The 24,572-nt window shown below is 68.3% G+C and carries 19 protein-coding genes and 1 pseudogene; 6 read left to right on the top strand and 14 right to left on the bottom strand.

Annotated elements, in window-relative coordinates; all coding sequences use genetic code 11:
- Positions 1-25: 25 nt before the first annotated feature.
- From purH to sucC, 6 genes are all read right to left on the bottom strand, one after another.
- Positions 26-1,597 (bottom strand): bifunctional phosphoribosylaminoimidazolecarboxamide formyltransferase/IMP cyclohydrolase, encoded by a 1,572-nt coding sequence (gene purH, locus ACGF7Y_RS14545; RefSeq protein ID WP_393233563.1) that lies wholly within the window; start codon positions 1,595-1,597, stop codon positions 26-28.
- Entirely contained in the window at positions 1,594-2,250 is a 657-nt protein-coding gene (gene purN, locus ACGF7Y_RS14540) for a phosphoribosylglycinamide formyltransferase (RefSeq protein ID WP_393233993.1), read from the bottom strand. The genes purH and purN overlap by 4 nt, the downstream gene beginning before the upstream one ends.
- Before the next feature lie 57 nt (positions 2,251-2,307).
- Positions 2,308-3,804, bottom strand: a complete 1,497-nt coding sequence (locus ACGF7Y_RS14535; RefSeq protein ID WP_393233562.1) for a DUF6350 family protein — start codon at positions 3,802-3,804, stop codon at positions 2,308-2,310.
- Positions 3,805-3,893: 89 nt separating this feature from the next.
- Positions 3,894-4,970 (bottom strand): DUF5336 domain-containing protein, encoded by a 1,077-nt coding sequence (locus tag ACGF7Y_RS14530; protein ID WP_393233559.1) that lies wholly within the window; start codon positions 4,968-4,970, stop codon positions 3,894-3,896.
- 438 nt (positions 4,971-5,408) lie between these two features.
- The gene (sucD, locus tag ACGF7Y_RS14525) at positions 5,409-6,323 is read right to left on the bottom strand and encodes a succinate--CoA ligase subunit alpha (protein ID WP_357130856.1); all 915 of its coding nucleotides are present in this window, start codon (positions 6,321-6,323) and stop codon (positions 5,409-5,411) included.
- 25 nt (positions 6,324-6,348) lie between these two features.
- Positions 6,349-7,515 carry an ADP-forming succinate--CoA ligase subunit beta gene (sucC, locus tag ACGF7Y_RS14520; RefSeq protein WP_393233558.1) on the bottom strand — a complete coding sequence of 389 codons (1,167 nt, stop codon included), beginning with the start codon at positions 7,513-7,515 and terminating at the stop codon, positions 6,349-6,351.
- Between the two features lie 537 nt (positions 7,516-8,052).
- Here sucC and ACGF7Y_RS14515 point away from each other — a divergent pair.
- On the top strand, positions 8,053-9,303 hold the full coding sequence (locus tag ACGF7Y_RS14515; RefSeq protein ID WP_393233556.1) for a M23 family metallopeptidase: 1,251 nt from the start codon (positions 8,053-8,055) through the stop codon (positions 9,301-9,303).
- A gap of 161 nt (positions 9,304-9,464) precedes the next feature.
- Here ACGF7Y_RS14515 and ACGF7Y_RS14510 read toward each other — a convergent pair whose 3' ends face one another.
- Positions 9,465-10,463, bottom strand: coding sequence for a hypothetical protein (locus ACGF7Y_RS14510; protein ID WP_393234026.1), 999 nt, complete (start codon positions 10,461-10,463; stop codon positions 9,465-9,467).
- Between the two features lie 36 nt (positions 10,464-10,499).
- Positions 10,500-10,775, bottom strand: a pseudogene (locus ACGF7Y_RS14505) (multiprotein-bridging factor 1 family protein); the annotation flags it as partial.
- A gap of 117 nt (positions 10,776-10,892) precedes the next feature.
- On the opposite strand from ACGF7Y_RS14505, the gene ACGF7Y_RS14500 reads away from it, so the two are divergent.
- Positions 10,893-11,207, top strand: a complete 315-nt coding sequence (locus ACGF7Y_RS14500; RefSeq protein WP_393233554.1) for a hypothetical protein — start codon at positions 10,893-10,895, stop codon at positions 11,205-11,207.
- Between the two features lie 81 nt (positions 11,208-11,288).
- Here ACGF7Y_RS14500 and ACGF7Y_RS14495 read toward each other — a convergent pair whose 3' ends face one another.
- Positions 11,289-12,848: an MFS transporter gene (locus ACGF7Y_RS14495; RefSeq protein WP_393233990.1), complete on the bottom strand. Its 1,560-nt coding sequence runs from the start codon at positions 12,846-12,848 to the stop codon at positions 11,289-11,291.
- A 434-nt stretch (positions 12,849-13,282) separates the two neighbouring features.
- Here ACGF7Y_RS14495 and ACGF7Y_RS14490 point away from each other — a divergent pair, with 434 nt between their 5' ends.
- Positions 13,283-13,855: a TetR/AcrR family transcriptional regulator gene (locus tag ACGF7Y_RS14490; RefSeq protein WP_393233553.1), complete on the top strand. Its 573-nt coding sequence runs from the start codon at positions 13,283-13,285 to the stop codon at positions 13,853-13,855.
- A 72-nt stretch (positions 13,856-13,927) separates the two neighbouring features.
- Here the strand turns inward: ACGF7Y_RS14490 and ACGF7Y_RS14485 are convergent, their stop codons facing one another.
- Positions 13,928-14,353: a hypothetical protein gene (locus tag ACGF7Y_RS14485; RefSeq protein ID WP_393233551.1), complete on the bottom strand. Its 426-nt coding sequence runs from the start codon at positions 14,351-14,353 to the stop codon at positions 13,928-13,930.
- A 63-nt stretch (positions 14,354-14,416) separates the two neighbouring features.
- Positions 14,417-17,002 carry a DNA helicase PcrA gene (gene pcrA / locus ACGF7Y_RS14480; protein ID WP_393233549.1) on the bottom strand — a complete coding sequence of 862 codons (2,586 nt, stop codon included), beginning with the start codon at positions 17,000-17,002 and terminating at the stop codon, positions 14,417-14,419.
- 385 nt (positions 17,003-17,387) lie between these two features.
- On the opposite strand from pcrA, the gene ACGF7Y_RS14475 reads away from it, so the two are divergent.
- Positions 17,388-17,681, top strand: a complete 294-nt coding sequence (locus tag ACGF7Y_RS14475; protein ID WP_062977356.1) for a chorismate mutase — start codon at positions 17,388-17,390, stop codon at positions 17,679-17,681.
- Positions 17,682-17,839: 158 nt separating this feature from the next.
- Here ACGF7Y_RS14475 and ACGF7Y_RS14470 read toward each other — a convergent pair whose 3' ends face one another.
- Both ACGF7Y_RS14470 and ACGF7Y_RS14465 read right to left on the bottom strand, forming a co-directional pair.
- Entirely contained in the window at positions 17,840-19,036 is a 1,197-nt protein-coding gene (locus ACGF7Y_RS14470) for a hypothetical protein (protein ID WP_393233546.1), read from the bottom strand.
- Between the two features lie 320 nt (positions 19,037-19,356).
- Positions 19,357-20,814 (bottom strand): NAD-dependent succinate-semialdehyde dehydrogenase, encoded by a 1,458-nt coding sequence (locus tag ACGF7Y_RS14465; protein WP_393233544.1) that lies wholly within the window; start codon positions 20,812-20,814, stop codon positions 19,357-19,359.
- A gap of 115 nt (positions 20,815-20,929) precedes the next feature.
- Between ACGF7Y_RS14465 and pgi the strand changes: the two genes are divergently transcribed.
- Complete coding sequence (gene pgi / locus ACGF7Y_RS14460) at positions 20,930-22,567, top strand: glucose-6-phosphate isomerase (protein WP_393233541.1); 1,638 nt, start codon at positions 20,930-20,932, stop codon at positions 22,565-22,567.
- A 13-nt stretch (positions 22,568-22,580) separates the two neighbouring features.
- On the opposite strand, the gene ACGF7Y_RS14455 is transcribed toward pgi, so the two are convergent.
- Positions 22,581-23,129, bottom strand: coding sequence for a potassium channel family protein (locus tag ACGF7Y_RS14455; protein WP_393233538.1), 549 nt, complete (start codon positions 23,127-23,129; stop codon positions 22,581-22,583).
- Between the two features lie 189 nt (positions 23,130-23,318).
- Between ACGF7Y_RS14455 and ACGF7Y_RS14450 the strand changes: the two genes are divergently transcribed.
- Positions 23,319-24,506 carry an NAD(P)/FAD-dependent oxidoreductase gene (locus ACGF7Y_RS14450; RefSeq protein WP_393233535.1) on the top strand — a complete coding sequence of 396 codons (1,188 nt, stop codon included), beginning with the start codon at positions 23,319-23,321 and terminating at the stop codon, positions 24,504-24,506.
- Positions 24,507-24,572 lie beyond the last annotated feature (66 nt).

Here is a 24,572-nt window from a genome sequence, read left to right as displayed (position 1 = left end):
GCGCGGCGTCGCGAAACTGCCTGTCTCAGTGGGCGAAGTGGCGGGCGCCGGTGAGATACAGGGTGACGCCGGCCTCGCGAGCGAGGTCGATGGTCTCCTGGTCGCGCACCGAACCACCCGGCTGCACGATGGCGCGGACACCGGCCTGGATGAGGGTCTGCGGACCGTCCGGGAACGGGAAGTAGGCGTCGGAGGCCGCCACCGAGCCCTTGGCGCGGTCCCCGGCCCGCTGGACCGCGAGGCCGACCGCGTCCACGCGGTTGACCTGGCCCATCCCGACACCGACCGAAGCGCCCTCGTGCGCAAGCAGGATCGCGTTGGACTTCACGGCCCGGCAAGCGCGCCAGGCGAACGCCAGATCGGCGAACGTTTCGGCGTCGGCGGGCTCGCCTGCGGCCAGGGTCCAGTTGGCCGGGTCATCGCCCGGCGCGTCCAGCACGTCGCGCTGTTGCAGCAGGACGCCGCCGCTGATCGGGCGCAGCTCGGCGCCAGCGCGTCGCGGCGGCTCGGCGACGAGGATGCGCACGTTCTTCTTGCGCTGCAACACTTCCACCGCGCCGTCTGCGTAGGACGGCGCGACGATGACCTCGGTGAAGATCTCGGCGACCTGCTCGGCCATCTCCACGGTGACCTCACGGTTGGTGGCGATCACGCCGCCGAACGCGCTGACCGGGTCGCAGGCGTGCGCCTTGCGATGCGCCTCGGCGATGTCGGCGCCGAGGGCGATGCCGCACGGGTTGGCGTGCTTGATGATCGCGACGGCGGGGGCCTCGTGGTCATGGGCGGCGCGCCAGGCCGCGTCGGCGTCGACGTAGTTGTTGTACGACATCTCCTTGCCGTGCAGCTGCCGCGCCTGCGCCAGTCCGAGGCTGCCGTCGCCGTTGGTGTACAGAGCGGCGGACTGATGCGGGTTCTCGCCGTAGCGCAGCACCGCCGACCGCGCCCAGGTGCCGCCGAGCCATTCGGGGAACCGGATCGCCGTGTCTTCGGCCGCGTCGCCCGTGGCCAGCACGTTGGTCATCCAGCTCGCGACCGCCACGTCATAACTCGCGGTGTGCTGGAACGCCTTGGCCGCCAAGGCCGTGCGCTCGGCCAGCGTGAAACCGCCGGACTTCACCGCGGCCAGCACGTCGTCGTAGTCGCCGCTGTCGACGACCACCGCCACCGAGGGATGGTTCTTGGCCGCGGCGCGCACCATGGACGGCCCGCCGATATCGATCTGCTCAACGCACTCGTCGGGGGTCGCGCCGCTCGCCACGGTCTGAGTGAACGGGTAGAGGTTGACCACCACCAGCTGGAACGCCTCGACGCCGAGCTCGACGAGCTGGTCGACGTGCTCCTGTTTGCGCGAGTCCGCCAGGATGCCCGCGTGCACCCGCGGGTGCAGGGTCTTGACCCGGCCGTCCAGGGTCTCCGGGAACCCGGTCAGGTCCTCGACCTTGGTCACCGGGATGCCCGCGTCCGCGATCTTGCCCGCGGTGGAACCGGTCGAGACCAGCTCGATGCCCGCGGCGTGCAGACCGGTCGCGAGCTCGACGAGACCCGTCTTGTCGTAGACGCTCACCAGCGCCCTGCTGATCGGCTTGCGTTCACTCACCGGAGAACTCGCTCATCTGGGATAACTGCCTTTCGTCCGTCGGAGACAATGCCTCGCGTCGCGACGGCGGCGACGACCTCCGCCAGCAACCGTCGCTCGACAACCTTGATGCGCTCGTGCAGGGCGGCCTCGTCGTCACCCGGCAGCACCGGCACCGCCTCCTGCGCGAGAATCGGCCCGGTGTCCACGCCCTCGTCGACCAGATGCACGGTGCAGCCGGTGACCCGCGCGCCGTAGGCGAGCGCGTCACGCACGCCGTGCGCGCCGGGGAAGGCGGGCAGCAGGGCGGGATGGGTGTTGATGATCCGGCCGCCGAACCGGTCCAGGAAGGCGGGACCGAGCAGCTTCATGAAACCCGCCGATACGACCAGATCCGGCTGGTGCGCGGCGACGGTCTCGGTGAGCTCCACATCCCACGCGGCACGGTCCGGAAAGTCCTTCAGCGCCACCCGGAAATGCGGTATGCCCACGGCGTCGGCGTGGGTGGTGGCGGCGCAGAGCCGGTCGACGCCGACCGCGACGACCTTCGCCGGGTAGCCGGGTGCGGCCGCGGCGTCCAGCAGGGCACGCAGCAGTGAGCCGGTGCCCGACGCCAGCACGACGACGGTGGCCGGCGTCGCTGCCGGCTTCCACGAGGCATGCGGGGACGTCAGCGCTCTACTCCCTGATCGATCGGATGGCGGATGGATGCGGCACCGCCGGGTTAGAGCCTAACGACCGTCCACCCGGTCACTGTCCGGCAGGTCCGCCTCGACCACTTCGGCGTCGACGATGTCCGATGTGGCGTGATGGTGGTATCGGCCGCCGGACTCGATCGCGGGCGGATCGTCGACGAGTTCGGCGTCCAGCGGGGCTTCCAGCTCCGGCCGGTCGTAGTCGTCGTAGTAGTCGTCGTCCTCGTAGTAGTCGCCGTCGTCCGCTTCGTAATACGCGTCGTAGTCGGCGTCGTCCTCGTCGAGGTAGTCGTCGTACGGATCGGTGTAGTCGCCCGGTGGAACGCCGACCGGCACGAGGAACCACCGCGCGAACGCCAGGCCCGCGTAGCCGGGAACGGCCAGCCAGGCGAACGTGATCAAGGGAAACACCGGCAGATCCAGCCCGACCCGGCCGACCGCGCCGAGTTCACCGCCCGCCACCGCGCCGGCCAGCGTGAGCGCGAGCGCGGCGAGCCCGGCGGAGGTGAGCGTGGCCCACGGCGCGGTGATCCGGTCGGTGGAGGTGCGCGCGAGGTCGAGCCCGCCGAGCACACCGACCGCGGCGGGAACCACCAGCAACACCGGCCACCACCCCGCCGCCGGACCGGTGGGCACGGCGGCCAGCAGTGGAAAGGCCGGGATGGGGCCGCCGACGACGGAGAACACCCCGAAGGACGCGGCGCCGATCTGCGCGCTGGAACCGACCAGCACACCGACGGACTGGATCGCCAGGTTCGGCACGTACGCCAGCGAGAGCAGCGTCAGGCCGAGGACGCCTCCGAAGTTGCCCGCCGACTGATACATCTCGCCCAGCCGGGGAATGTGCGCGAGGAACGAGATCACCACGACCGCCGTCGCACAGCCCAGCAGGCGCAGGACCGAGCGCCCCGCGCCGTAGAGACCGGATACCGCCCAATCGGGCAGGCGCAGCAGCGCGAACAGCTGTCGCCGCAGACGGACGGCGATACCGATGGCGGCGGCGAGCAGATACAGCGCCGCGACCCAGGCGAAGGCGGCGAGGGTGTTCGGCGGTTGCAGTGCGATGACACCGGAAGCGTCTTCGGTGACCGCGAGGCAGACGGAGGTGACCAGCAATGGACCGCCCACCGCGGCGCCCACGATCCATCCGAGATCCGCCCTGGTGGACTGCGGTTCCACGGCGCGGGCGCATTCCCGTGCGGCCAGCCAGACCAGCAGCGCGGTCGGCAACAGCGGAAGCAGTCCGAGCGAGGTCTTGCCGATCACCAGCGGAACCTGGTGCACGCCCAGCCAGGAGGCGGCGATCGCGCCGGAGGTGCCGTCCAGATCGCTGCCGGAGGCCAGCAGCGTGACGAAGACGAGGACGACGAGGGTGGTCAGCCCGAAGGCCGAGGGGCGGCCCGCGACCGCGATGAGCACCCTGGACCGCTCGGGGGTGAGGGACAGAAACCCGTCTTCGTCCGCGTCCGGGGGCGGCTGCGACACACGCGACCCGCCGATCCGGCGGGTCGAGGAGTTTCTGGAGGAGCTCATGGCAATTCAGCGTGGCATCCTCCCCGGCGCGAGCGGGTCAGGCGCGCCGCAGGCACGCGACCGCCGCGCCGGGGGACGCCGCCGAGTTCCTACTTGTTGTTGTTGTCATCCGACGAGGGACGGAACGCCTGGGTGGCATCCGAGGAAGGATCGCCACTCTGCTCGCCGCCGAACGGCTTGTTCTGCTGGCTCGGCTGCGCCTGCTGCTGGCCGTAGCCGGGCGTACCGTAGGGCGCCTGCTGACCGGACTGCTGCTGGCCGCCGAAGTGCTGGGTGACGCTCTCGTCCGGGCGCGGCTGCGCGCCGTACGGCGAACCCGGCTGCTGGGACGCGCCATAGGCCGTGGTCTGCTGGCTCTGCCCGTAGGGCGACTGCGGCTGGCCGTACGACTGACCTTGCTGCGCCTGACCGTAACCCGGCTGACTCTGCTGCTGCCCGTAGGGCGATGGCTGCCCCGCCTGCGACGGGAACTGCGGCGGCGCGGACTGACCGCCGTAGCCCGCCTGACCGTACGGGCTCGCGCCGTAACCGGGCTGGCCCTGGCCGTAGGACTGCTGTCCCTGTCCGTACGACGGCGGCTGCTGCTGGCCGTAGCCGCCCTGGCCGAATCCGCTCGGCGCGGTGGCCGGGCGCGGCGCGGGGGCCTTGAGGATGCCCGCGTCGAACAGCGCCGCGGCGATCGACACCGCCGCCTGCGCGAAGGCCAGCACGAGCAGGACGTACGCGCCCGCCTTCAGCTCGCTGCCCTCACCGAAGTTGAACGACTGGAACAGCAGCGCGATGAAGCCCGCGGTCGAAGCCGCCGCGGCCGCGCCGATCCAGTTCTGCTTGGGCAGCAGCGACAGCGCGGCGAGCAGACCGCCGAGCAACAGCAGGCCGAGCAGCGGCGTGCCGGACGCCACCTCGAAGAAGTTGGCCGTTTCCGGTGCGCTGACCCTGCGGCCGCCGATATCGACGGGCTTGCTGCCGAGGAACGGCAGGAAGCCGAGCAGGAAGTTGATCACGCCGAGCGCGGCTACGCCGACCACCAGGAAGAACGGCAGACCTTTGGCATCGGAACCGGTAGCGCTCGAACCTGAAGTGGCACCACCCGTCGCCGGGCTCTGACTGGATGGTGCTGAGGGCTGGGGTGTGTTGTACCCGGAGCCCCCGGTCGGGTAGGACATGTCGTCGTCTCCTCAATCGAGTCGTACATGGTCTTCACGGCTGGATTACTTCTGACGCTACTGCACTGTCTCGCCCCGGTCACCCTGCCGCGACGGCCGGAATGGGCGAGTCCGCCCGTATCCCGGCAGGTCGCGGCACATGTCCGGCGCGAAGCACCTAGCGAGACCACCTACCGCTCCTTGAAACTGTTGCCCGCGATGGCGCTTTTCACACCACGAGGGTTCTCAATAGCGGGGAATTTCCGGTGACAGGTCGATGAACCATCCATTCGGCTGCCTCGTGTGACAGAGAAGGGGACAACGGAGCCCCCGGCAGATCGAACAGTTCCGCGCGTGGCGGGTCCGGATGCTCGGCTACTGCCCAAGCCAGAGCCCGCCGCCACACATGACGAAGGCCGCCCCCCGAATTCGGAGGCGGCCTTCGTGCGCGGGGGGAGATCAGGCGGTGATGCTGGCCTTCTCCAGGATCTCGCGAGCCAGCGCGGCGGTCTCGGACGGCGTCTTGCCGACCTTCACGCCCGCGGCCTCCAGCGCGTCCTTCTTCGCCTGGGCGGTGCCCGACGAGCCGGACACGATGGCGCCCGCGTGGCCCATCGTCTTGCCCTCGGGGGCGGTGAAGCCCGCCACGTAGCCGACGACCGGCTTGGTGACGTTGGCCTTGATGTAGGCCGCGGCCCGCTCCTCGGCGTCGCCGCCGATCTCGCCGATCATCACGATCAGCTTGGTCTCCGGGTCCTTCTCGAACGCCTCGATGGCGTCGATGTGGGTGGTGCCGATGACCGGGTCGCCGCCGATGCCGATGGAGGTCGAGAAGCCGAAGTCACGCAGCTCGTACATCATCTGGTAGGTCAGGGTGCCGGACTTGGAGACCAGGCCGATCGGGCCCTTGCCGGTGATGTTGGCCGGGGTGATGCCGACCAGCGACTCACCGGGGGTGATGATGCCGGGGCAGTTCGGGCCGATGATCCGGGTCTTGGCGCCCTTCTCCACGTTGTAGGCCCACGCGTAGGCGGTGTCCTGCACCGGGATGCCCTCGGTGATGACCACCAGCAGCGGGATCTCCGCGTCGATGGCCTCGATGATGGCGTCCTTGGCGAACTTCGGCGGCACGAACGCGATGGACACGTCGGCGCCGGTCTCCTTGATGGCCTCGGCGACGGTGCCGAACACCGGCAGCTCGACCGCGTTGCCGTCGGAGTCGGTGTGCGCGACGGTGGTGCCCGCCTTGCGCGCGTTCACACCGCCGACGATCTGGGTGCCCGCCTTCAGCATCAGCGCGGTGTGCTTGGTGCCCTCGCCGCCGGTGATGCCCTGGACGATGACCTTGGAATCCTTGTTCAGGAAGATAGACATTCTTTTCGTCCTTACTCGGCCGTCGTTATCGGGCGGCTGCCAGTTCGGCGGCCTTGTCGGCGCCTTCGTCCATTGTCTGCGCCAGCGTCACCAGCGGGTGCGCGGCCTCGACGAGGATCTGGCGACCCTCGTCCACCCGGTTGCCGTCGAGGCGGACCACCAGCGGCTTGTTCGCGTTGTCGCCCAGGATCTCCAGCGCCTTCACGATGCCGTTGGCGACCGCGTCACACGCGGTGATGCCGCCGAACACGTTGACGAACACGCTCTTGACCTGGTCGTCGTTCAGGATGACGTCGAGACCGGCGGCCATCACCTCGGCCGAGGCGCCGCCACCGATGTCCAGGAAGTTGGCCGGCTTCACGCCGCCGTGGCCCTCGCCCGCGTAGGCGACGACGTCGAGGGTCGACATGACCAGACCCGCGCCGTTGCCGATGATGCCGACCTCACCGTCGAGCTTGACGTAGTTGAGGTCGTTCTCCTTGGCCTTGAGCTCGAGCGGGTCGGTCGCGTCCCGGTCGGCGAACGCCTCGTGCTCCGGGTGGCGGAATCCGGCGTTCTCGTCGAGGGTGACCTTGCCGTCCAGCGCGAGGATCTCGTCCTGCGGGGTGCGCACCAGCGGGTTGACCTCCACCAGGGTGGCGTCCTCGGCGACGAACACCTCCCACAGCTTCTGGATGGTCACGGCCGCGGCGTCCAGCACGTCGGCGGGCAGGTGGCCCTGCTCGGCGATCGAACGCGCGAACGCCAGGTCGACGCCCTTGACCGCGTCGACGGGAACCTTCGCCAGCCGCTCCGGCTTGGTGGCGGCGACCTCTTCGATCTCCATGCCGCCCTCGACCGAGCACATGGCCAGGTAGGTCCGGTTGGCGCGGTCCAGCAGGAAGGAGATGTAGTACTCCTCCGCGATGTCCTTGGCCTCGGCCACCAGGATCTTCTTGGTGATGTGGCCCTTGATGTCCAGGCCGATGATGTTCTGCGCGTGCGTCAGCGCGTCATCCGGGGTGGCGGCGTACTTCACGCCACCGGCCTTGCCGCGGCCACCGGCCTTCACCTGAGCCTTGATCATCACCGGCTTGCCGATTTCCGCCGCGATGGCGCGGGCGTCCTCGGCCGTGTCCGTGACGCGGCCCTCGGACGAAGGCACTCCGTGCTTAACGAAGAGCTCCTTCGCCTGATATTCGAAGAGATCCATGTACTCACCGTCTCGTCTGCGTTGTGATGACAACGTCTTTGTTGGCGGCCCGACGTCGGAAGCGGGTCGGGTCGGACTCTAATCAGTCACATGGAGGGCCAATCGGCCACGTTCATCCTAAGTGGCGCAGGTCACGGAGTGGTGCCCAGGGCGGCAAAACCGCTGGCCAACGCTACTCGCGAGTAGGTTGCTGGCACCGCGCCAGGTAGAGCGGGCGAACCCGGGAGCGAACCGCGATCTACTACGAATCGTCGTTGAACGACCTCTCCGGAGTGCCCATACAGCAGTGAGATATTCCATGGGTTTAGGGTGATGAATCTCACATGTTCGTCACGGACCCCCCACACCGCTTGTGGGCACGACATCGTTTCGTTACCGTCATTGCGGTCGATGTCACAACACGGTCACGACTAGGAGGACGGCAAGCTTGACGCAGCACAGCACTCCGCAGACGGAGAGCCGCTCCGCATTCGACCGATCGACGCCGCTGGTCAAGCGGCATCCGAGTTCCATCCGCTTCACGATGTGGCACCGCCGATGAACCACAGCTCCACCTTCGCTTCCGATGATCGCTTGCGGTCGGGACATCGTTATCGCCCCGACGACGAGCCCTTCGCTCCGGCGGCCCGCCACGCAGGCCCCTCGTTCGACCAGCATCACGCCGGGTACGAGGCAGCGCCGCAGGCGGAATACGACTTCCGTCCCGCCGGTGGCGATTACGGCTTCGCGGCCGAGCCCGCTCACGATTCGGGCTACGACCAGCCGGCCTATGAGAACGCGGCCTACGACAACGCGTGGGACACCAACAGCGCGTGGTCGCAACAGAATTGGGCACAGGAGGACTCCTGGTCCGACGGCGGCGCCTGGACCTCCGGCGACGCGTGGGCCGAGCAGGAGCCCTGGACGCCCGGCGAGAAGTCCTGGGTGTCCGACACCGGCTGCTGGGCTCCCGAGGAATCCTGGGCGACCGAGACCCCCGAGGCCGAGGCCGACGAGGAGCCGAGCGCACCCGTCCTGCCGACCGTCATCCGCGGCGGCCGCTCCGCGAACAAGCGCGGTGGCGCACATCGGGTAGCGGCGCCGCCCGCAGCACTCAAGGGTCGGGCCGCGGTCGCCGCCGTCGCCGCGGGCGCGGTCGTCGCGGCCGGGCAGGCCGCGTTCGCCTCGCCCGAACAGCCGTCGCAGGCGGTCGACTACGAAGCCGCTGGGCAGATCCACGAGATCGCCGCGCAGTCGATGAACATGGCCGATCCGACGGCAGCGCCGGACTCCCCCCAGGTGCTGAACGTCTCCTCGCCCGCCCACCTCGACCAGTTCAACGACATCCTGCAAAAGGGCCAGAAGTACGCCGAGGACCTCGCCGCCCAGGAGGCGTCGAAGCTTCGCCCGCTCTTCACCAAGTTCGCCGCGGGCACCTTCACCTCCGGCTTCGGCGCCCGCTGGGGTGTGCAGCATCTGGGCATCGACATCGCGGGCCCGATCGGCACCCCGATCTACGCCGTCGCCGACGGCACCGTGCTCGAAGCCGGTCCCGCGTCGGGCTTCGGCATGTGGGTCCGCCTGCTGCACGACGACGGCACCGTCACCATCTACGGCCACATCGACACCGCCACGGTGTCGCAGGGCCAGCGTGTGCTCGCCGGAGACCAGATCGCCACCATCGGCAACCGCGGTTTCTCCACCGGCCCGCACTGCCACTTCGAGGTCTGGCTGAACGGCGTCGACAAGGTCGACCCGCTGCCCTGGCTGGCGACCCGCGGCATCAGCCTCGGCCCGCAGCGCGACTGAACGGCGCGGCTACGGGACGCGTTCGACGTGCCGCTTGGTCGGCTGACGTCGAACGGCGGCTGAGATCTGTATCGCTACCGAACCCGGGGCGGAAGCGTACGCGCCCGCGCTGGTCGAGTGCTGCGGGCGTGTGAATCTTGCTGTGGCGGAAGAATTTTCATCTAGCCGGCGAACAGTTCCGGCGCGGCCTTTCGCACCTTGCGCAGAACTTTCGACGCCCGGTCCGAGGACACGGCGGACAGAACGGGTAGCGCGGACCGCCAGAGCTTCGCCGCGTCCTCGTGCCGTCCGAGACGCCAACGAATCAACCCTGTTTCGGCGGCGGAAAGAGCGTGAATCCTGGTGTGCGTCTCGGGACTCCACATCGAATGCGACAAGTACAGGTACCGCTCGGCTTCAGCGTGATCACCCAGGGCGGCGAACGCTTTCGACGTCTGCCTGGCCACGCTCGCTTTGTTCGGGCACCAGAGCGCCGCCCACCGTGGTAACTCGGTGGTGATTTCCGTGGTGGTTATCCATGGTTCCGCCTCGCGCAAGGTATTGCGCGCTGCTCGCTGCTGCCCCGTTTCGGCGTAGCAGCGCGCGAGACCGACCAGGAACAAGGACATCGTGTCCGGACTTACTTTGTCTCGTGCCGCTGCCGCTCCACGTTCGGCAAGCTCGGCGGCATGCTGCGGCTGTCGTACGTCGGTGGCGTGTAACCCGAGAATGCGGAAGCAGAAACCTTCCTGTCCCGGGATACCGGATTCCTGCGCGAGCCGCAGCGCCGAGAGGAAATACCGCTGCGCGATACCGTCCTCCCCCGCGTCGTGCGCTTTGAAACCCGCCAGATACGCCAGCTCGGCGGCGGAGCTGAACGCGGCGGAACGGACCGTCGAATCGGCGAACCGTGAGCGCAGCAGTGACGCGACATCGGTGCTCAGGAATTCGGCGACTGCGGTCCGGCCGATGCCGCCGCCCTTGACTTCGTCCAAGCGCAAGAAAGCGTCCGTGATCCCCTGGACGGCGCGCACTTCCGGCATCCCGACGTGCGCCGAGTCGTCGACTCGCACCAAGCGGGCCATGTCCGACTGCGACACCAGCGCGGTCGCCGAGAGCGCCGCGCTGTAGACCGACGTGCGCAGGAACGACCGCCGGTCCACATCCGCTCGGCCCAACATACCGACCAGTGTGACAGGGTCGCATGTCACTTCGCCGCACGCGCGCGTGTAGGCCGCGACCACATCGGCCGAGGCGACGCGTGTCCCCGTCTCGACATGCCCCAAGTAGCTGCGCGAGAACGGTATTCGTGCCGCCAGATCGGCCGGTGAGAGTCCCGCCGCCTGCCTGGCGGCTCGCAAATGTTCCCCGATGTCAGGAGGCAACCCCCGTCCGTCCCCATGGGTGGATCGTAGGCGGATCGGTAGACGTGCTGTAGCCGTTTTACCAGTCCAGAGCGATGTTTTCCGCGCGACGCTTGCAGCCGCACCCACCCGGCGGCGCGTCTGCTCTGGAACGGACGCACCGCGAGCCGTGAGCGGCCCCCGGTGATCACACCCCGCCGGGTGGCGTGCACCCAGAGGACAACGACGAAGCAGGGGTGAAACACCATGGGGTTCAACTGGTGGCGAGACGCCGGGCCGGACGACTTGTCGGCGCAAGCGATCATCGACCGTGTGGCCGCCGAGTGGCGCGCCGAGCGCGAACGCGAACGGATTCGCGCCGAGCGGCCCGACCCTGGATTGTGGCCTACCGGCTGGCCGCATGAAGCTCCCGAGCGCCCGCTGAGCCTTTCCGAAGCGCACCAGACGATGCAGCGGCACAGGGACTGCCGCGCGGACCGACGCCCGCGTAAGGCGGCGGCCCGGCAGACGCTCATCGACGCCGGGCGCATGAAGCCGGGCACCTCGCGCGAGCCGCGCTGACATATTCCCGCATTGCTCGTGTTCGGCGGATCCGGTCGGATAAGCGCAACTCGGCCACATGCGACCCGACCCGACTCTTCTTCAGGGGGTGGGCTTGCGTTTCCAGCCGAGGAACACGGAGTCGCCTGCGGGTTTCCAGGGCAGGAAGATGGCGATGGCACCCGCGACGATCAGCGAAGCCGAAACCGTGACGTAGGAGGCGAGTTGGAACCCCTCCATGGACGCGGCCTTCATCGCGTAGATCAGGTCGGCCTTCTGCTGGGCGAAGGCCGGGTTGATGGGGCGCTTGGTCATTTCGAGTACAGCGATGACGCTCTCGCGGGCGAAACTCTTCTCGTTCGGGGTCATCAGGAAGTCGGGAATGGCATCGATGCGCGGTCCGACCTCGGTGGTGTACACCGACGCCACGATCGATCCGAGCACCGCGACGCCGAGAGTTCCCCCCGCCTCGCGGGTGGTGTCGTTGACCGCCGAACCGGCTCCCGCTTCGTCCAGGGCCACCGAGGCCATGATCGATTCGGTCGCCGGGCCCTGCACGATCGCCAGCCCCAGACCCATCAGCACCATCGAGACGAGCACCGGACCCACATACGGTGTCTCCACTTTCACCTGCCCGGCGATGAACATCCCGACACTCATCACCACCAGACCGAAGACGATGACTGCCGTGGTGCCGACCTTCTGGGCGATCAGCGTGGCCAATGGGGCGCCGACGGCGATGGCCACGGCGAACGGTAGCGAGTGCAACCCGAATTGCAGCGGCGACAGCTCCATCACTCCCTGGAAGTATTGGGTGATCATGAACAAGAAGCCGAACATGGAGAAGTAGCCGACCGCGATCGCCACCGCGGGCAGGGAGAATCGCCGGATCCGGAACAGGTTCATGTTCAGTACGGGCGAGCCGGTGCGCATCTCCCATCGGACGAACACCGCGAAGCAGACCACGGCGAAGACGAAGCACGTCAGGCTGGTCGGGGAGAGCCAGCCCTGACGCGGCGCGGCGATGATGGTCCACACCAAGGTGGTGACGCTCAGGAGCGACAGGGCGATGCCGATCACATCGAGCCTGCCGGTGTGTGCCGCCTTCGACTCCGGAAGCAGTACGCGGGCGAGGAGCAGGACGATCGTCGCGACGGGAACATTGACCCAGAAGACCGAGTGCCAGGAGAAGTGCTCGAGTAGCCAACCCCCTGCGGTGGGCCCGATCGCGATGGCGAAGCCTGCCATCGCCGTCCACGCCGCGATGGCGACGGTCCGTTCCCTGACGTCGGTGAAGATATTGATGATCAGCGCCAACGTCGCGGGGAATACAGCGGCGGCGAACACTCCCATAGCGGCGCGGGCGGCAATCACCTGCCCCAGGTCGGTCGCCAACGCGCCACCCAGAGACATGACGGCGACGCCGGCCAGTCCGAGCATCATCACCATGCGGCGGCCGTAGCGATCTCCGAGGTGGCCGAACGCCAGCAGCAAGCCCGCGAAGGCGAGCGTGTACGCGTCGACTACCCACTGCAATCCGCTGAAACCGGCGTGTAACTGCACCCCCAGGGACGGCAACGCGACGTTGACGACGGTGTTGTCGAGCACCACGAGCAATTCCGCGGCGCAGATGACGACAAGGGCCGGCCACCGCCCCCGCATGCTCGGGGTTGCGGTGTGCTCAGCCCGTGCGGCCGGCTCGGCGACAGATGAGTGGGGCATGGGAAATCGACTCCTCGTCATTGCGATGCGGACCACGCGGAAAGTGGCTGCCGACCCCGGCGGGCAGGGCGATAGCCACCGCGGACCGGTAGCCATGCGGTGTCGGCGGGCAGCTCGATTCCGCGACAGCACCGCCTTTTTGTGGGACGCCGAGATCAGGCCCCGCGGTGGGGTTCGGACCGGTTCCCTCCGACAAATTGATGTTACTTCGCGTAACGCTAACGGCAGCGTAGTAGAACGATTGGTCTATCGCAAGCGAGGGGTAGCGCACTCTTCGAGGAGATCTGGAGACGAGAGTCAATCCGGAAGACTGGATGGTCTACTGTTCGGGTGCGTCGCTAGGCTGGATGGCCTGCGCAGAGGGGAAGAGGCTCATGGCTGCGGATGCGCGACGGCGCTTGATCGAGAGCGCGATCGAGCTGATCAGACGCCGAGGGGTGGCCGGCACCGGGGTGGCCGATCTGCTCGAGCACAGCGGCACCGCACGACAATCGATCTACAAGCATTTTTCCGGCGGAAAGACGGAGTTGATCGAGGAGTCCGTCCGGACCGCAGGCGCCTGGATCGAGCAGATGATCGAGCAGATGGCCGAGACGCTGTCGTCGCAGGAAATGCTGCGGGCCTTCGTCGAGTATTGGAAATGGGTGCTGGTGACCAGCGACTACCAGTCCGGGTGCCCGATCGCCGCCGCGGCGTACGGCGGAAGCGAAGCACCGGGCGCCCGAGAACTATCCAAGGAGGCATTCCGGCGCTGGGAACGCCACCTGGCCGAGAAAGCCATCGCGCAGGGCGTACCAGCCCGGACAGCCCAGAGCCTGGCGACCACGACAATCGCGGCGATCGAGGGCGCAGTCATGATGTCGATCGCGGATCGCAGCATCGCACCCCTCAACCGCACCTACGACCAGCTCCGCGAACTGCTCGGAATCCATCTCGAGGCACCCTGACCACGCCGCCCGTCGAGACAGCGGAGCGGACGGTTACGAGCGCTCAGCTATGACCTCGACGTCTGTGGACGCCTAGGGTGCGGCGGCGATCGCGAGACCGAGCAACGCGACGACCTTCACGACCTCCAGGCCGATGTACCAGTAGTGCGCGTGCGAGCGCGGCAGATCCTCGCCCGCCAGCACGCGATCGGCGCGGCGGGACAGCGGCGGGCGCACCACGAGGATCTGGACGGCCAGCAACACCACGGCCACGCCCAGCCACAACCAGGTCGGCTTGCCGGGGCCCGCGACCAGTGCGGCGACCACCAGCAGCACGGCGAGCACGGCCTCTGCGGCGTTCAGCGCGCGGAACACCAAGCGGCCGATGCCGAGTCCCAGCGGCAGCGTGACCCCGGGTGCACGGAACTTCAGCGGCGCTTCCAGGAACGAGATGGCCAGCACCATGCCGAGCCACAACATGGGCAGAAACCACAGGATGTGCTGCGCGACCGTGTCCATATCGCGGACCCTACCGGCGGAACGCGTCCGCGCGGCAGGGTCCGAAGGCCCGACCCCGGCAGCTCAGAGCTTGACCAGCGTCCGGCTGTACTGCGGGATCAACCGGATCTTGCCCGCGGTGCCGAAGTCGATGGTCACCGTGGCCAGCGGCCCGAAGCCCTCCGCGGCGATCACCCGTCCGAGACCGTATTTGTCGTCGCTGACCCGATCGCCAACGGCGAGCACCAAGTTCGTGTTGTTGCGGGTCGCGCCGCCGGGAGCGGGCCTGCGCGGGCCGCGATCGCGCAAGCCGGGCCGTGGCTCCGACCACCCGTCGCCGCGCGTCCAATCCCGTTCCAGCCCGTCGTCGTCACCGCCGCGACGCCGCAGACCCCTCGTTCCGGGCGATCCGGCGGGCTCGAGCCTGCGCCAGTCGATGAGGTGGCCGGGGATCTCTTGCAGGAAACGCGATTCCGGGTTCGACACCGGCTGCCCCCAGCCGGACCGCACCACCGCCCGCGTCAGGTACAGGCGCTGCCGGGCCCTCGTGATGCCCACGTAGGCGAGGCGGCGTTCCTCGGCCAGCTCGGTCGGATCGCCGAGCGCCCGCATGTGCGGGAACTGCCCATCCTCCCAACCGGTCACGAACACCACCGGGAATTCCAGGCCTTTGGCGGTGTGCAGCGTCATCATCGTGACCACGCCGGAGCCCTCGTCCGGGATCTGGTCGGTGTCGGCCACCAGCGAGACCCGCTCGAGGAACGCGGCGAGCGAACCGGGATCCGGCTCCCCTTCGCCCACCTCGGGCAGCAGCCCCTCCTGCCGGGCCGCCTCCGCGTTGTTCTGCGCCTCCGAGCTGAATTCCCGCGCGACGCTGACCAGCTCGTTGAGGTTGTCCAGCCGGGCGCCGTCCTGGGGGTCGTCGGAGGCCTCCAGTTCGGCGCGATAACCGGTGCGCTCGAGCACCGCTTCGACGACGTTGCCGACATCGGGGAAGTCGGACTCCGCGCGTTCCCCGGCGGCCCGGATGTCGTCGAGCAACTCCAGGAAGCCCGCGATGGCTCGCTGCGCGCGCGTGTTCAGCAGCGCCACCTTGCCTTCGGCGGCGTCGCGCAGCGCGGCGGCGAAACCGATGCCGCGCTGTTCGGCATGGACCGCCACGCAGGCTTCGGCGCGATCGCCGATGCCGCGGCGCGGCGTGTTCAGGATGCGGCGCATGCTCACCGCGTCCTCCGGGTTCTCCAGCACCCGCAGGTAGGCGACGATGTCGCGGACCTCTTTGCGCTCGTAGAAGCGGACGCCGCCGACCACCTTGTAGGGCAGGCCCATCCGGATGAAGATCTCTTCCAGCGCGCGGGAGTTGTTGTTGGTGCGGTAGAACACGGCGACGTCGCCGTAGTTGGCCTCGCCCTGGTCGACCAGCCGGTCGATCTCGCGCGCGACGAACGACGCCTCGTCGTGTTCGTTGTCGGCGACGTAGCCGGTGATCAGATCGCCTTCGCCGGAATCGGTCCACAGCTTCTTCTCGCGCCGGTTCTCGTTGCGCGAGATCACCGCGTTGGCGGCGGAGAGGATGTGCTGGGTGGAGCGGTAGTTCTGCTCCAGCAGAATGGTTTCGGCGTCGGGGAAGTCGCGCTCGAACTCCTCGATATTGCGGATCGTCGCGCCACGGAAGGCGTAGATGGACTGGTCGGCATCGCCGACCACGCACAGTTCGCTCGGCGGGACCCGGTCCTCGGCGCCGTCTTCCACGTGGTGGCCGACCAGCTCGCGGACCAGGACGTACTGCGCGTGGTTGGTGTCCTGGTACTCGTCCACCAGCACGTGCCGGAACCGGCGGCGGTAGTACTCGGCGACCTGCGGGTGATTCTGGAGCAATGCCACCGTCTCACCGATGAGGTCGTCGAAATCCAGCGCGTTCGCCGAGCGCAGCCTGCGCTGGTATTCGGTGTAGACCCGCGCGACCAGGCCGGGCAGCTCGGTGTCGTCGGATTCCGCGTCGGCGGTGGCGCGGGCCGGATCGATGAGTTCGTTCTTCAGATTGGAGATCGCCGTCGCCAGCAGGCGCGCGGAGTACTTCTTGGTGTCGATGTCGAGGTCGCGGCTGATCATGGTGAGCAGGCGCCGCGAATCGTCCGCGTCGTAGATCGAGAAGTTGGAGTTCAGCCCGGACAGCAGCGCCGCCTGGGTGCGCAGGATGCGGACGCAACTGGAGTGGAACGTCGACACCCACATGGCGTTCGCCCGCGGGCCGACCAGTCCGGTCACCCGCTCCCGCATCTCCGCGGCGGCTTTGTTGGTGAACGTGATGGCCAGCACCTGGCCCGGCGTGACGCCACGGGCGGCCAGCAGGTAGGCGATGCGGCGGGTGAGCACCGCGGTCTTGCCCGAGCCCGCGCCGGCCACGATGAGCAGCGGGGATCCGGTGTGCACGACCGCCGCGCGCTGCGGCGGATTCAAGCCGTCGAGCAGCCGCTCGGCCTCCTCGGCGCGCCGCTGCTCCCGCTCGGCGCGCTGCCGCTCGCGCTCCGCGTCGGTCGGCGGCGCCGCGCCGACGGCGGCGGGCTGCGACCCCTCCGCCGCGTTACCGCCGGCGAACTGCGGTTTCGATGCCGGATCCGGGTGCACGATCCGACCGGCCTGCGTCTTGGGAGCCACCGTGATGTCCATCGTCCGTCCACGCTACCGGCGGCCACCGACACAGATGAAGCCCCGGGTGAGATCGGTATCGGTTCGGCGCCGGATGGCTGAACGGCGAGTGAACTCCCGCTGGTGGGAAGGGCGGGTGAAACAACCTGCGAATCTCGCGCGATTGCCAAATGTATATGTTTTGCATACCCCCCAGCCCGTGGCACACTGGCGACATGCTCAGCGCTTTCGCCAGACATCCGATTCGGCTGCCAGCCGAACGCCGGGACCGCGGGGCCTGTACCTGAGCACACCTTTCTGGGGGGACAATACGAGGCCCCACCAGGTCTGTTTCACGGTGAAAGAACCGATCGGTAACGAGCCGCGAGCACGCGCCGATCCATGTTCTGACACGAGGAGATGAATGATGAGCACCCCTGCCACGACGACCGGGTCCGAATCCGCGCTGCCGCAGACCGAGGCCGAGATCGACAAGCTCCGCAAGGAGATCGATCGTCTCGACGCGGAGATCCTGGCCGCGATCAAGCGTCGCACGGAGATCTCCCGGATCATCGGCCGGACGCGCATGGCGTCGGGCGGGCCGCGCCTTGTGCACAGTCGCGAGATGAAGGTGCTGGAGCGTTTCAGCGAGCTCGGCCAGGAAGGCCACACTCTCGCCATGCTGCTGCTTCGCCTCGGCCGCGGTCGTCTCGGCCACTGAACTGAAAGTACGCGGCGCGCTCGCCAGACCGTCGCTTCCGAACAGGCCGTCCCGGGTGTACATGCACCCCGGGGCGGCCGCCTCATGTCCGCCCAGGCCGCCTACCGCCCGGGGAAGGTTTCCAGATCGTCGGCTCGGTGGATGGTGCCCCACCGACGCTATCCGGGATCCACGGTCGGTTTATCACCTGCGGCGGAATCGTTCAGTGCCCGCAGGTCGGCCCTCAGCTCCGCTTCGAGCGGTTCGGCATGCGAGCGCATAACGGGATGCACATGGCGAAGATGCTCTAGGTCTTGACTCGTCCGTTCGATCGCGGCCGCTCGTTCCGCGGGGCTGCCCTCCGCCGCGATCGTGCGATTGTCCAGCACGCGCCAATCTATTCCGGATTGGTCCAACGCCTCTCGCACGGCTGCACTAGGTGGCTGGTGCAACCCGATGAAATCTATGTCCGCGGTCGTCAGATCGAACATCTGGGCTTCGATGAAATGGTTGGCGCGAAAATCCGCTCCGAGATAGTCGCGGCCGATCGGAGCGATACCGTTCACTCCGGCGCCATAGGAGTATTCCGACGGGTTGTCAAGGGGGGAGGGTATCGCCCGCTCCCTCTCCACCAGCGAGTCACCGAACGTGATGGTCGTTCTCGACCGGACCTCCGGCTTCAGGTAGATCTGATTGTCGCCGTAGTTCAGCTCCGACAACGCATCGATCATGCCGTCTTGTGATGGGCGCACTCCGTCCACGGCGACGTAGCCGTAGACGGGTGGGTTGTCGTGGACGTCCGGGCCGAACCACTCGGCTTCGGCATGGGCGCGATCGCCCACGGGATTGCGGATGCCCCTGATTCGCCCTTCCTCGAGGATCGCCACGAGTTTGTCGTCGCGGACACGAATAGCCAACGGTTTCCCGTCGAGCGCGGCCTTCAGCTCTCGCCGCATCTGCTCACGTAACTCGGCGCTGTCCCGGCCGAGGGAAACCGCTGTCTCGTCGATTCTTCTGTCGATGATGGCGTATTGCTCCAGCCGGGACAGCCGACGGTGGGCTATGAGGTCATACAATTCCTCATCGGTCGGTCCGCTCTCGCCGAAACGTCGATTCAGTTCGGCGTCGAGTCTCTGTACGGCCTGGGCCAACGACGCTCGGTCCGGCGGCGGGGGGCACAAATCCCGCCCGGGACCGGCATCGCCACCTGCCGCACGTCGGATCCCGAGCCCACCGTCGGCGTCGCCGTGCGTGTGCGCATCGATGACTTGGCGGGAAGCGCGGGCTGCGCCCGTTTTCATGCCCGCGACGCCCTCGGCTTCCCTCTTGGTCAGCCGTTTCAAAGCGTCCACGACCTGCAATGCGGCTCTGACCACGCCGTTGCTCAATCGAGCATCACCAGCACCCGCGCCCTCTCGCAATCAGCCCACCGGCGGAACCAAGGCCGAGGCTAGTGTCGATGATCCATCAAGTCGCCCCCCGAAAGCACGGGGCACAGACAGTTGGGTTCAGAGCGGACGCCCAGCTGCGCGCCCCGAGCATGCTGAACCCACCTGGGCCGTCCGGTCGGCACCGGACCGACCGACGCCGATCTCGGGTCGGCCGAACCCCACGAATAAGCGCCGCCGACAGGCAGGATTCGACCGTCAGCTGCGCGAGCGATCGCCTTCGGGAACGCGGAACCCGCGGCGCGCGCTCACGTGAGCGCGATGTACTTGGTGGACAGGTACTCCTCGATCCCCTCCGTGCCGCCCTCCCGGCCGAAGCCGGATTCCTTGACGCCGCCGAAAGGAGCAGCGGGGTCGGAGATGACGCCGCGGTTGACGCCGACCATGCCGGATTCCAGCCCCTCGGCGATCCGCAAGGCGCGATCGAGATCGCGCGTGTAGACGTAACTGACCAGACCGAACTCGGTGTCGTTGGCGGCGGCGAGCCCCTGCTCCTCGGTGTCGAAACCGACGATCGGGGCGACCGGGCCGAACACCTCCTCGCGCAGGATCCTGGCTTGCGGCGGGACGTCGGCCAGCACAGTGGCCGGATAGAACCAGCCGGGGCCACCGGGCGCCTTGCCCCCGATCAGGACCCGCGCACCCGCCGCGACCGCGTCGTCCACGAGTTCGCCGACCGTGCGCAGTTGCTCCTCGTTGATCAGCGGGCCCAGCGTCGTGTCCGGATCGGCGCCAGGGCCGAGCCGCACGCTGCTCGACATCGCCTCGACCAACTTGGTGGTGAACTCCTCGAGCACGCTGTTGTGCACGTGAAAACGGTTGGCGGCGGTGCACGCCTCACCGCCGTTGCGCAGTTTCGCCAGCATCGCGCCCTGCACGGCGGCATCGATGTCGGCGTCGTCGAACACCACGAACGGCGCGTTCCCGCCGAGTTCCATCGAGGTGCGCAGCAGCCGGTTCGCGGATTTCTCCACCAGCTTCTTGCCCACCTCGGTGGAGCCGGTGAAGGTGAGCTTGCGCAGCCGGGGATCGTCGAGCAAGGGCTGGGTCACCGCGCCGGAGTGGCTGGAGGTGAGCACGGACAGCACGCCGTCGGGCACCCCCGCCTCGCTGCACAGCTTCGCCAGCAGCAGCATGGTCAGCGGCGTCGCCGAGGCGGGCTTGACGATCATCGTGCAGCCCGCGGCCAGCGCGGGGCCGATCTTGCGGGTGCCCATGGCGAGCGGGAAGTTCCACGGCGTGATCGCCAGGCACGGGCCGACCGGTTGCTTGTGCACCACGATCCGGCCGGTGCCGGAAGGAGCGTGCAGGTAGCGCCCGTGCACCCGGGCGGCCTCCTCGCTGAACCAGCGGAAGAACTCGGCGCCGTAGCGCACCTCGTTGCGGCTCTCCGGCAGCGCCTTGCCCATTTCCAGGGTCATCAGCAGGGCGAACTCCTCCGCGCGGGCGGTGATCTGTTCGAACACCTCGCGCAGGAGCTCCCCGCGCTCGCGGGCGGGCGTGGCCGCCCATTCTTCCTGGGCTGCGACGGCCGCGTCGAGCGCGCGCATCGCGTCCTCCGGCGTCGCGTCGGCGACGTGCGTCAGCACCTCGCCGGTCGCCGGATTGTGCACCGGGAAGGTGCCCGCTCCGGTGGCGTCGACGGGCCGCCCTGCGATCCACAACTGCTTCGGTACGGATTCGAGAAGTTCACGTTCGGACACCATGACGCCAGCCTAAGCCTCACGACGGAAGCGCAAACGCCGAACGCGCGCCGGTCCGGCCGACTCTCCACGCAGGCACCCGTGCGCGCGGCGGTGCCTGCTTGTACTCTCGGCGAACGTGAGCAGCGACATCACCGCGACGGCGGCATGGCGGAAACTGCACGATCACCACGGCACCGTCGCCGGACGACACCTCAGGGAGTTCTTCGCCGACGATCCGGCCCGGGGCAGCGAGCTGACCGTCCAGGTGGCGGACCTGCACATCGACTACAGCAAGCACCGCGTGAACCGGGAAACCCTGCATCTGCTGGTGGAATTGGCGCGCGAGGCGGGCGTACCCGAGCGGCGCGACGCGATGTACCGGGGTGCGCACATCAACACCTCCGAGGACCGCGCGGTCGGCCACATCGCGCTGCGGCTGCCCGAAGGCGAGACGATGATCATCGACGGCGTCGACGCGGGCGCCGAGGTGCACCGGGTGCTGCGGCGGATGGGCGAGTTCACCGACGCGCTGCGCTCCGGCGCATGGCGCGGGGCGACCGGCGAGCGCATCACGACGGTGGTCAACATCGGCATCGGCGGGTCGGACCTGGGGCCGGTCATGGTGCATCAGGCGCTGCGGCACTACGAGGACGCCGGTATCGGCGCCGAATTCGTCTCGAACGTCGATCCCGCCGATCTGGTCGCGAAACTGGACGGGCTCGATCCGGCCACCACGCTGTTCATCGTCGCGTCCAAGACCTTCTCCACCCTGGAGACGCTCACGAACGCGACCGCGGCCCGGCGCTGGCTGGTCGCCGCGCTCGGTGCGGACGCCGTGGCCAAGCACTTCGTCGCGGTGTCCACCAATGCCGAACGTGTCGCGAAATTCGGTATCGACACCGAGAACATGTTCGGGTTCTGGGATTGGGTCGGCGGCCGGTACTCGGTGGCCTCGGCGATCGGCCTTTCGGTGATGGCGACCATCGGCAAGGAGCGCTTCGCGGAATTCCTCGCGGGCATGCACGCCGTGGACCGGCATTTCGCCGAGGCGCCGCTGGAGGCGAACGCTCCGGTACTGCTCGGCCTGCTCGGCGTCTGGTATTCGAACTTCTTCGGGGCGGAATCCCATGCCGTGCTGCCCTATTCGAATGATCTGGCCCGCTTCCCCGCGTACTTGCAGCAATTGACCATGGAGTCCAACGGGAAGTCGGTCCGTGCCGACGGCACACCGGTCACGACCTCCACCGGCGAGATCTTCTGGGGCGAACCGGGCACCAACGGGCAGCACGCCTTCTATCAGCTGCTGCATCAGGGCACCCGGCTCATTCCCGCGGATTTCATCGGATTCGCGCAGCCCACCGACGATCTGGCCACCATCGACGGCACCGGCAGCATGCACGACATCCTGATGAGCAACCTGTTCGCGCAGACCAAAGTGCTCGCGTTCGGCAAGACCGCCGAGGAGATCGCGGCCGAGGGAACAGATCCCGAGATCGTGCCGCACAAGGTGATGCCCGGCAACCGCCCGTCCACCACCATTCTCGCGCCGCGGCTCACCCCGTCGGTCGTCGGTCAGCTCATCGCGCTCTACGAGCACCAGGTCTTCGTGGAGGGCACCATCTGGGGCATCGACAGTTTCGACCAGTGGGGTGTCGAACTGGGCAAGCAGCAGGCGCTCGCCTTGGCTCCGCTGCTCACGGCGGCCGAAGAACCGCGGCCGCAGGACGATTCGTCGACGGATTCGCTCATTCGCTGGTATCGCGCGCACCGCTGAGTTCGTCCGCGCGCTAGGCGGCACCGCCGGGCGGGGGTTGGCGTCGCGTCTCGTCGAGTCGCTGAACGATGCGCGAGGTGGAGATCGCGATCAAGGTACCGATGACGCCCAGGTCGAAGACCACTTGGACCATCGTCGCCACTTTCGCCGCGGGCCCGACCGCGTGCACGTCGCCGTAGCCGACGGTCCCGAGGGTGACGATCGTGTAGTAGAGCGAGTCGGTTCGGGTGCGCAGGCCGTCGAACTGGCCGGGCGCGTGTTGTTCGAGCACGTAGTAGTACACGGCGAAGAACATCACCACGACGCAGACCACGAGCAGTACGTCGTTGATCCTTCCTGCGGTCGTCGGCGGATCGCGCAGGTACCGCCGGATGCGCCACCGCGCCAGCCAGATCAGGCCGGCGACTCCGAAGACGAAGGCGACGAGCCCGAGCACCCCGGCGGGGCGGCCGAGCGCCCGGCTCTCCAGCGGCAGAAAGTAATAGAACAGCAGAGCGCACACCACGGCCAGCACATTGAACAGGGCGCCCGATACTGTGCCGCCTGCGCGATTCTCCGTCATTGATTCATCATCGGGCCAGGTAGAGCGGGTGAGCCACTGCACGCGCCGATACACGGTCCGTCTCTTCGGATGCCCAGGGCCGGGGGTGGTGAGGGGCGCGAGACTCCCGGCGGTGATCTGAATCACACCCTGTCACGGCGGGTGCTCCTGCGGTGTCTTGATGCCGACCCCCGAAGTGAAGGAGACACCATGACTGGGAAAACCGATGTGGTCGTGGTCGGCGGCGGATACGCCGGCGTCTTGGCCGCCAATCGCCTGACACGGCGTGCCGACGTCACCGTCACCTTGATCAACCCGCGTCCGGGTTTCGTCGAGCGCATCCGCCTGCACCAACTGGTGGGCGGATCCCACAAAGCGGTCGTCGACTACCGGGAGATCCTGGGCGAGCGCGTCCGGTTGGTGGTCGACACCGCGACGCGAATCGACGCGGCCGAACGCCGCGTGAGCTCGGCGTCCGGCGGCGCGGTCGGCTACGACTACTTGGTGTACGCGGTGGGCAGTGGCAGCGCCGAACCGAGCGTGCCCGGAGCTGCCGACCTCGCCTTCCCGATCGCCACCCTGGAGGAGGCGCAGCGACTGCGGTCGGTGCTCGACGCCGCGCCCGCGACGGCCGCGGTGACGGTCGTGGGAGCCGGCGCGACCGGTATCGAAACGGCCGCCGAGCTGGCGGAGCAGGGCCGCAGGGTCACGCTGCTGTGCGGCGGGGCGCTCGGCCCGTACCTGCACCCGAGGGGGCGGCGCTCGGTGGCCGCACGGCTGGCGAAGCTCGGCGTGACCGTGCTCGAAGGTCCCGAGAGCAAGGTGACGGCGGTGACCCGCGACGCGGTGCGGCTCAGCGGCGGCCACACGTTGTCGAGCGCGGTGACCATCTGGACCGCCGGATTCGGTGTGCCGGATCTGGCCGCCCGAAGTGGACTCAGCACCGACGCCGTGGGACGCCTGCTCACCGACGAGACGTTGACGAGCGTGGACGACGAGCGCATCGTCGCGGCCGGGGATTCGGCGGCGCCGTCGGGTCTGCCGTTGCGAATGAGCTGCCAGACCGCGCGTCCGCTGGGCGCGCACGCCGCCGACACGGTGCTGGCCCGGATCACGGGCGCGCAGCCCGCGGCCATCGACGTGGGCTTCTTCGGCCAGTGCATCGGCCTGGGCCGGCGCGCCGCCACCGTGCAGATCGCCTCCAGGGACGACGTCGCGAACGGGTTCTACCTCGGTGGTCGCCTGGCCGCGAAGATCAAGGAGTTCGCCTGCGCAAACGTCGTCAAGGAATTGGCGAACGAGGCGCGCGAGCCCGGGTCGTTCACCTGGGGGTTCACGAACGACAAGCGGAGGGAATTGCTTCAGGCCCGGCGAAGCGAAGCCCTGACCGCTCGCTGAGCGGACGCCCGATGCGGGTACCGGTGCGAAAGCCGTCGAGCGTCAGCGGATCCGGGCGGCGCTCGC

The sequence above is a fragment of the Nocardia sp. NPDC047654 genome (assembly GCF_043205035.1).
Lineage (GTDB): Bacteria > Actinomycetota > Actinomycetes > Mycobacteriales > Mycobacteriaceae > Nocardia.
Note: the sequence above shows the minus strand (reverse complement) of the source record. Positions and strands in the feature narration are given on the sequence as shown.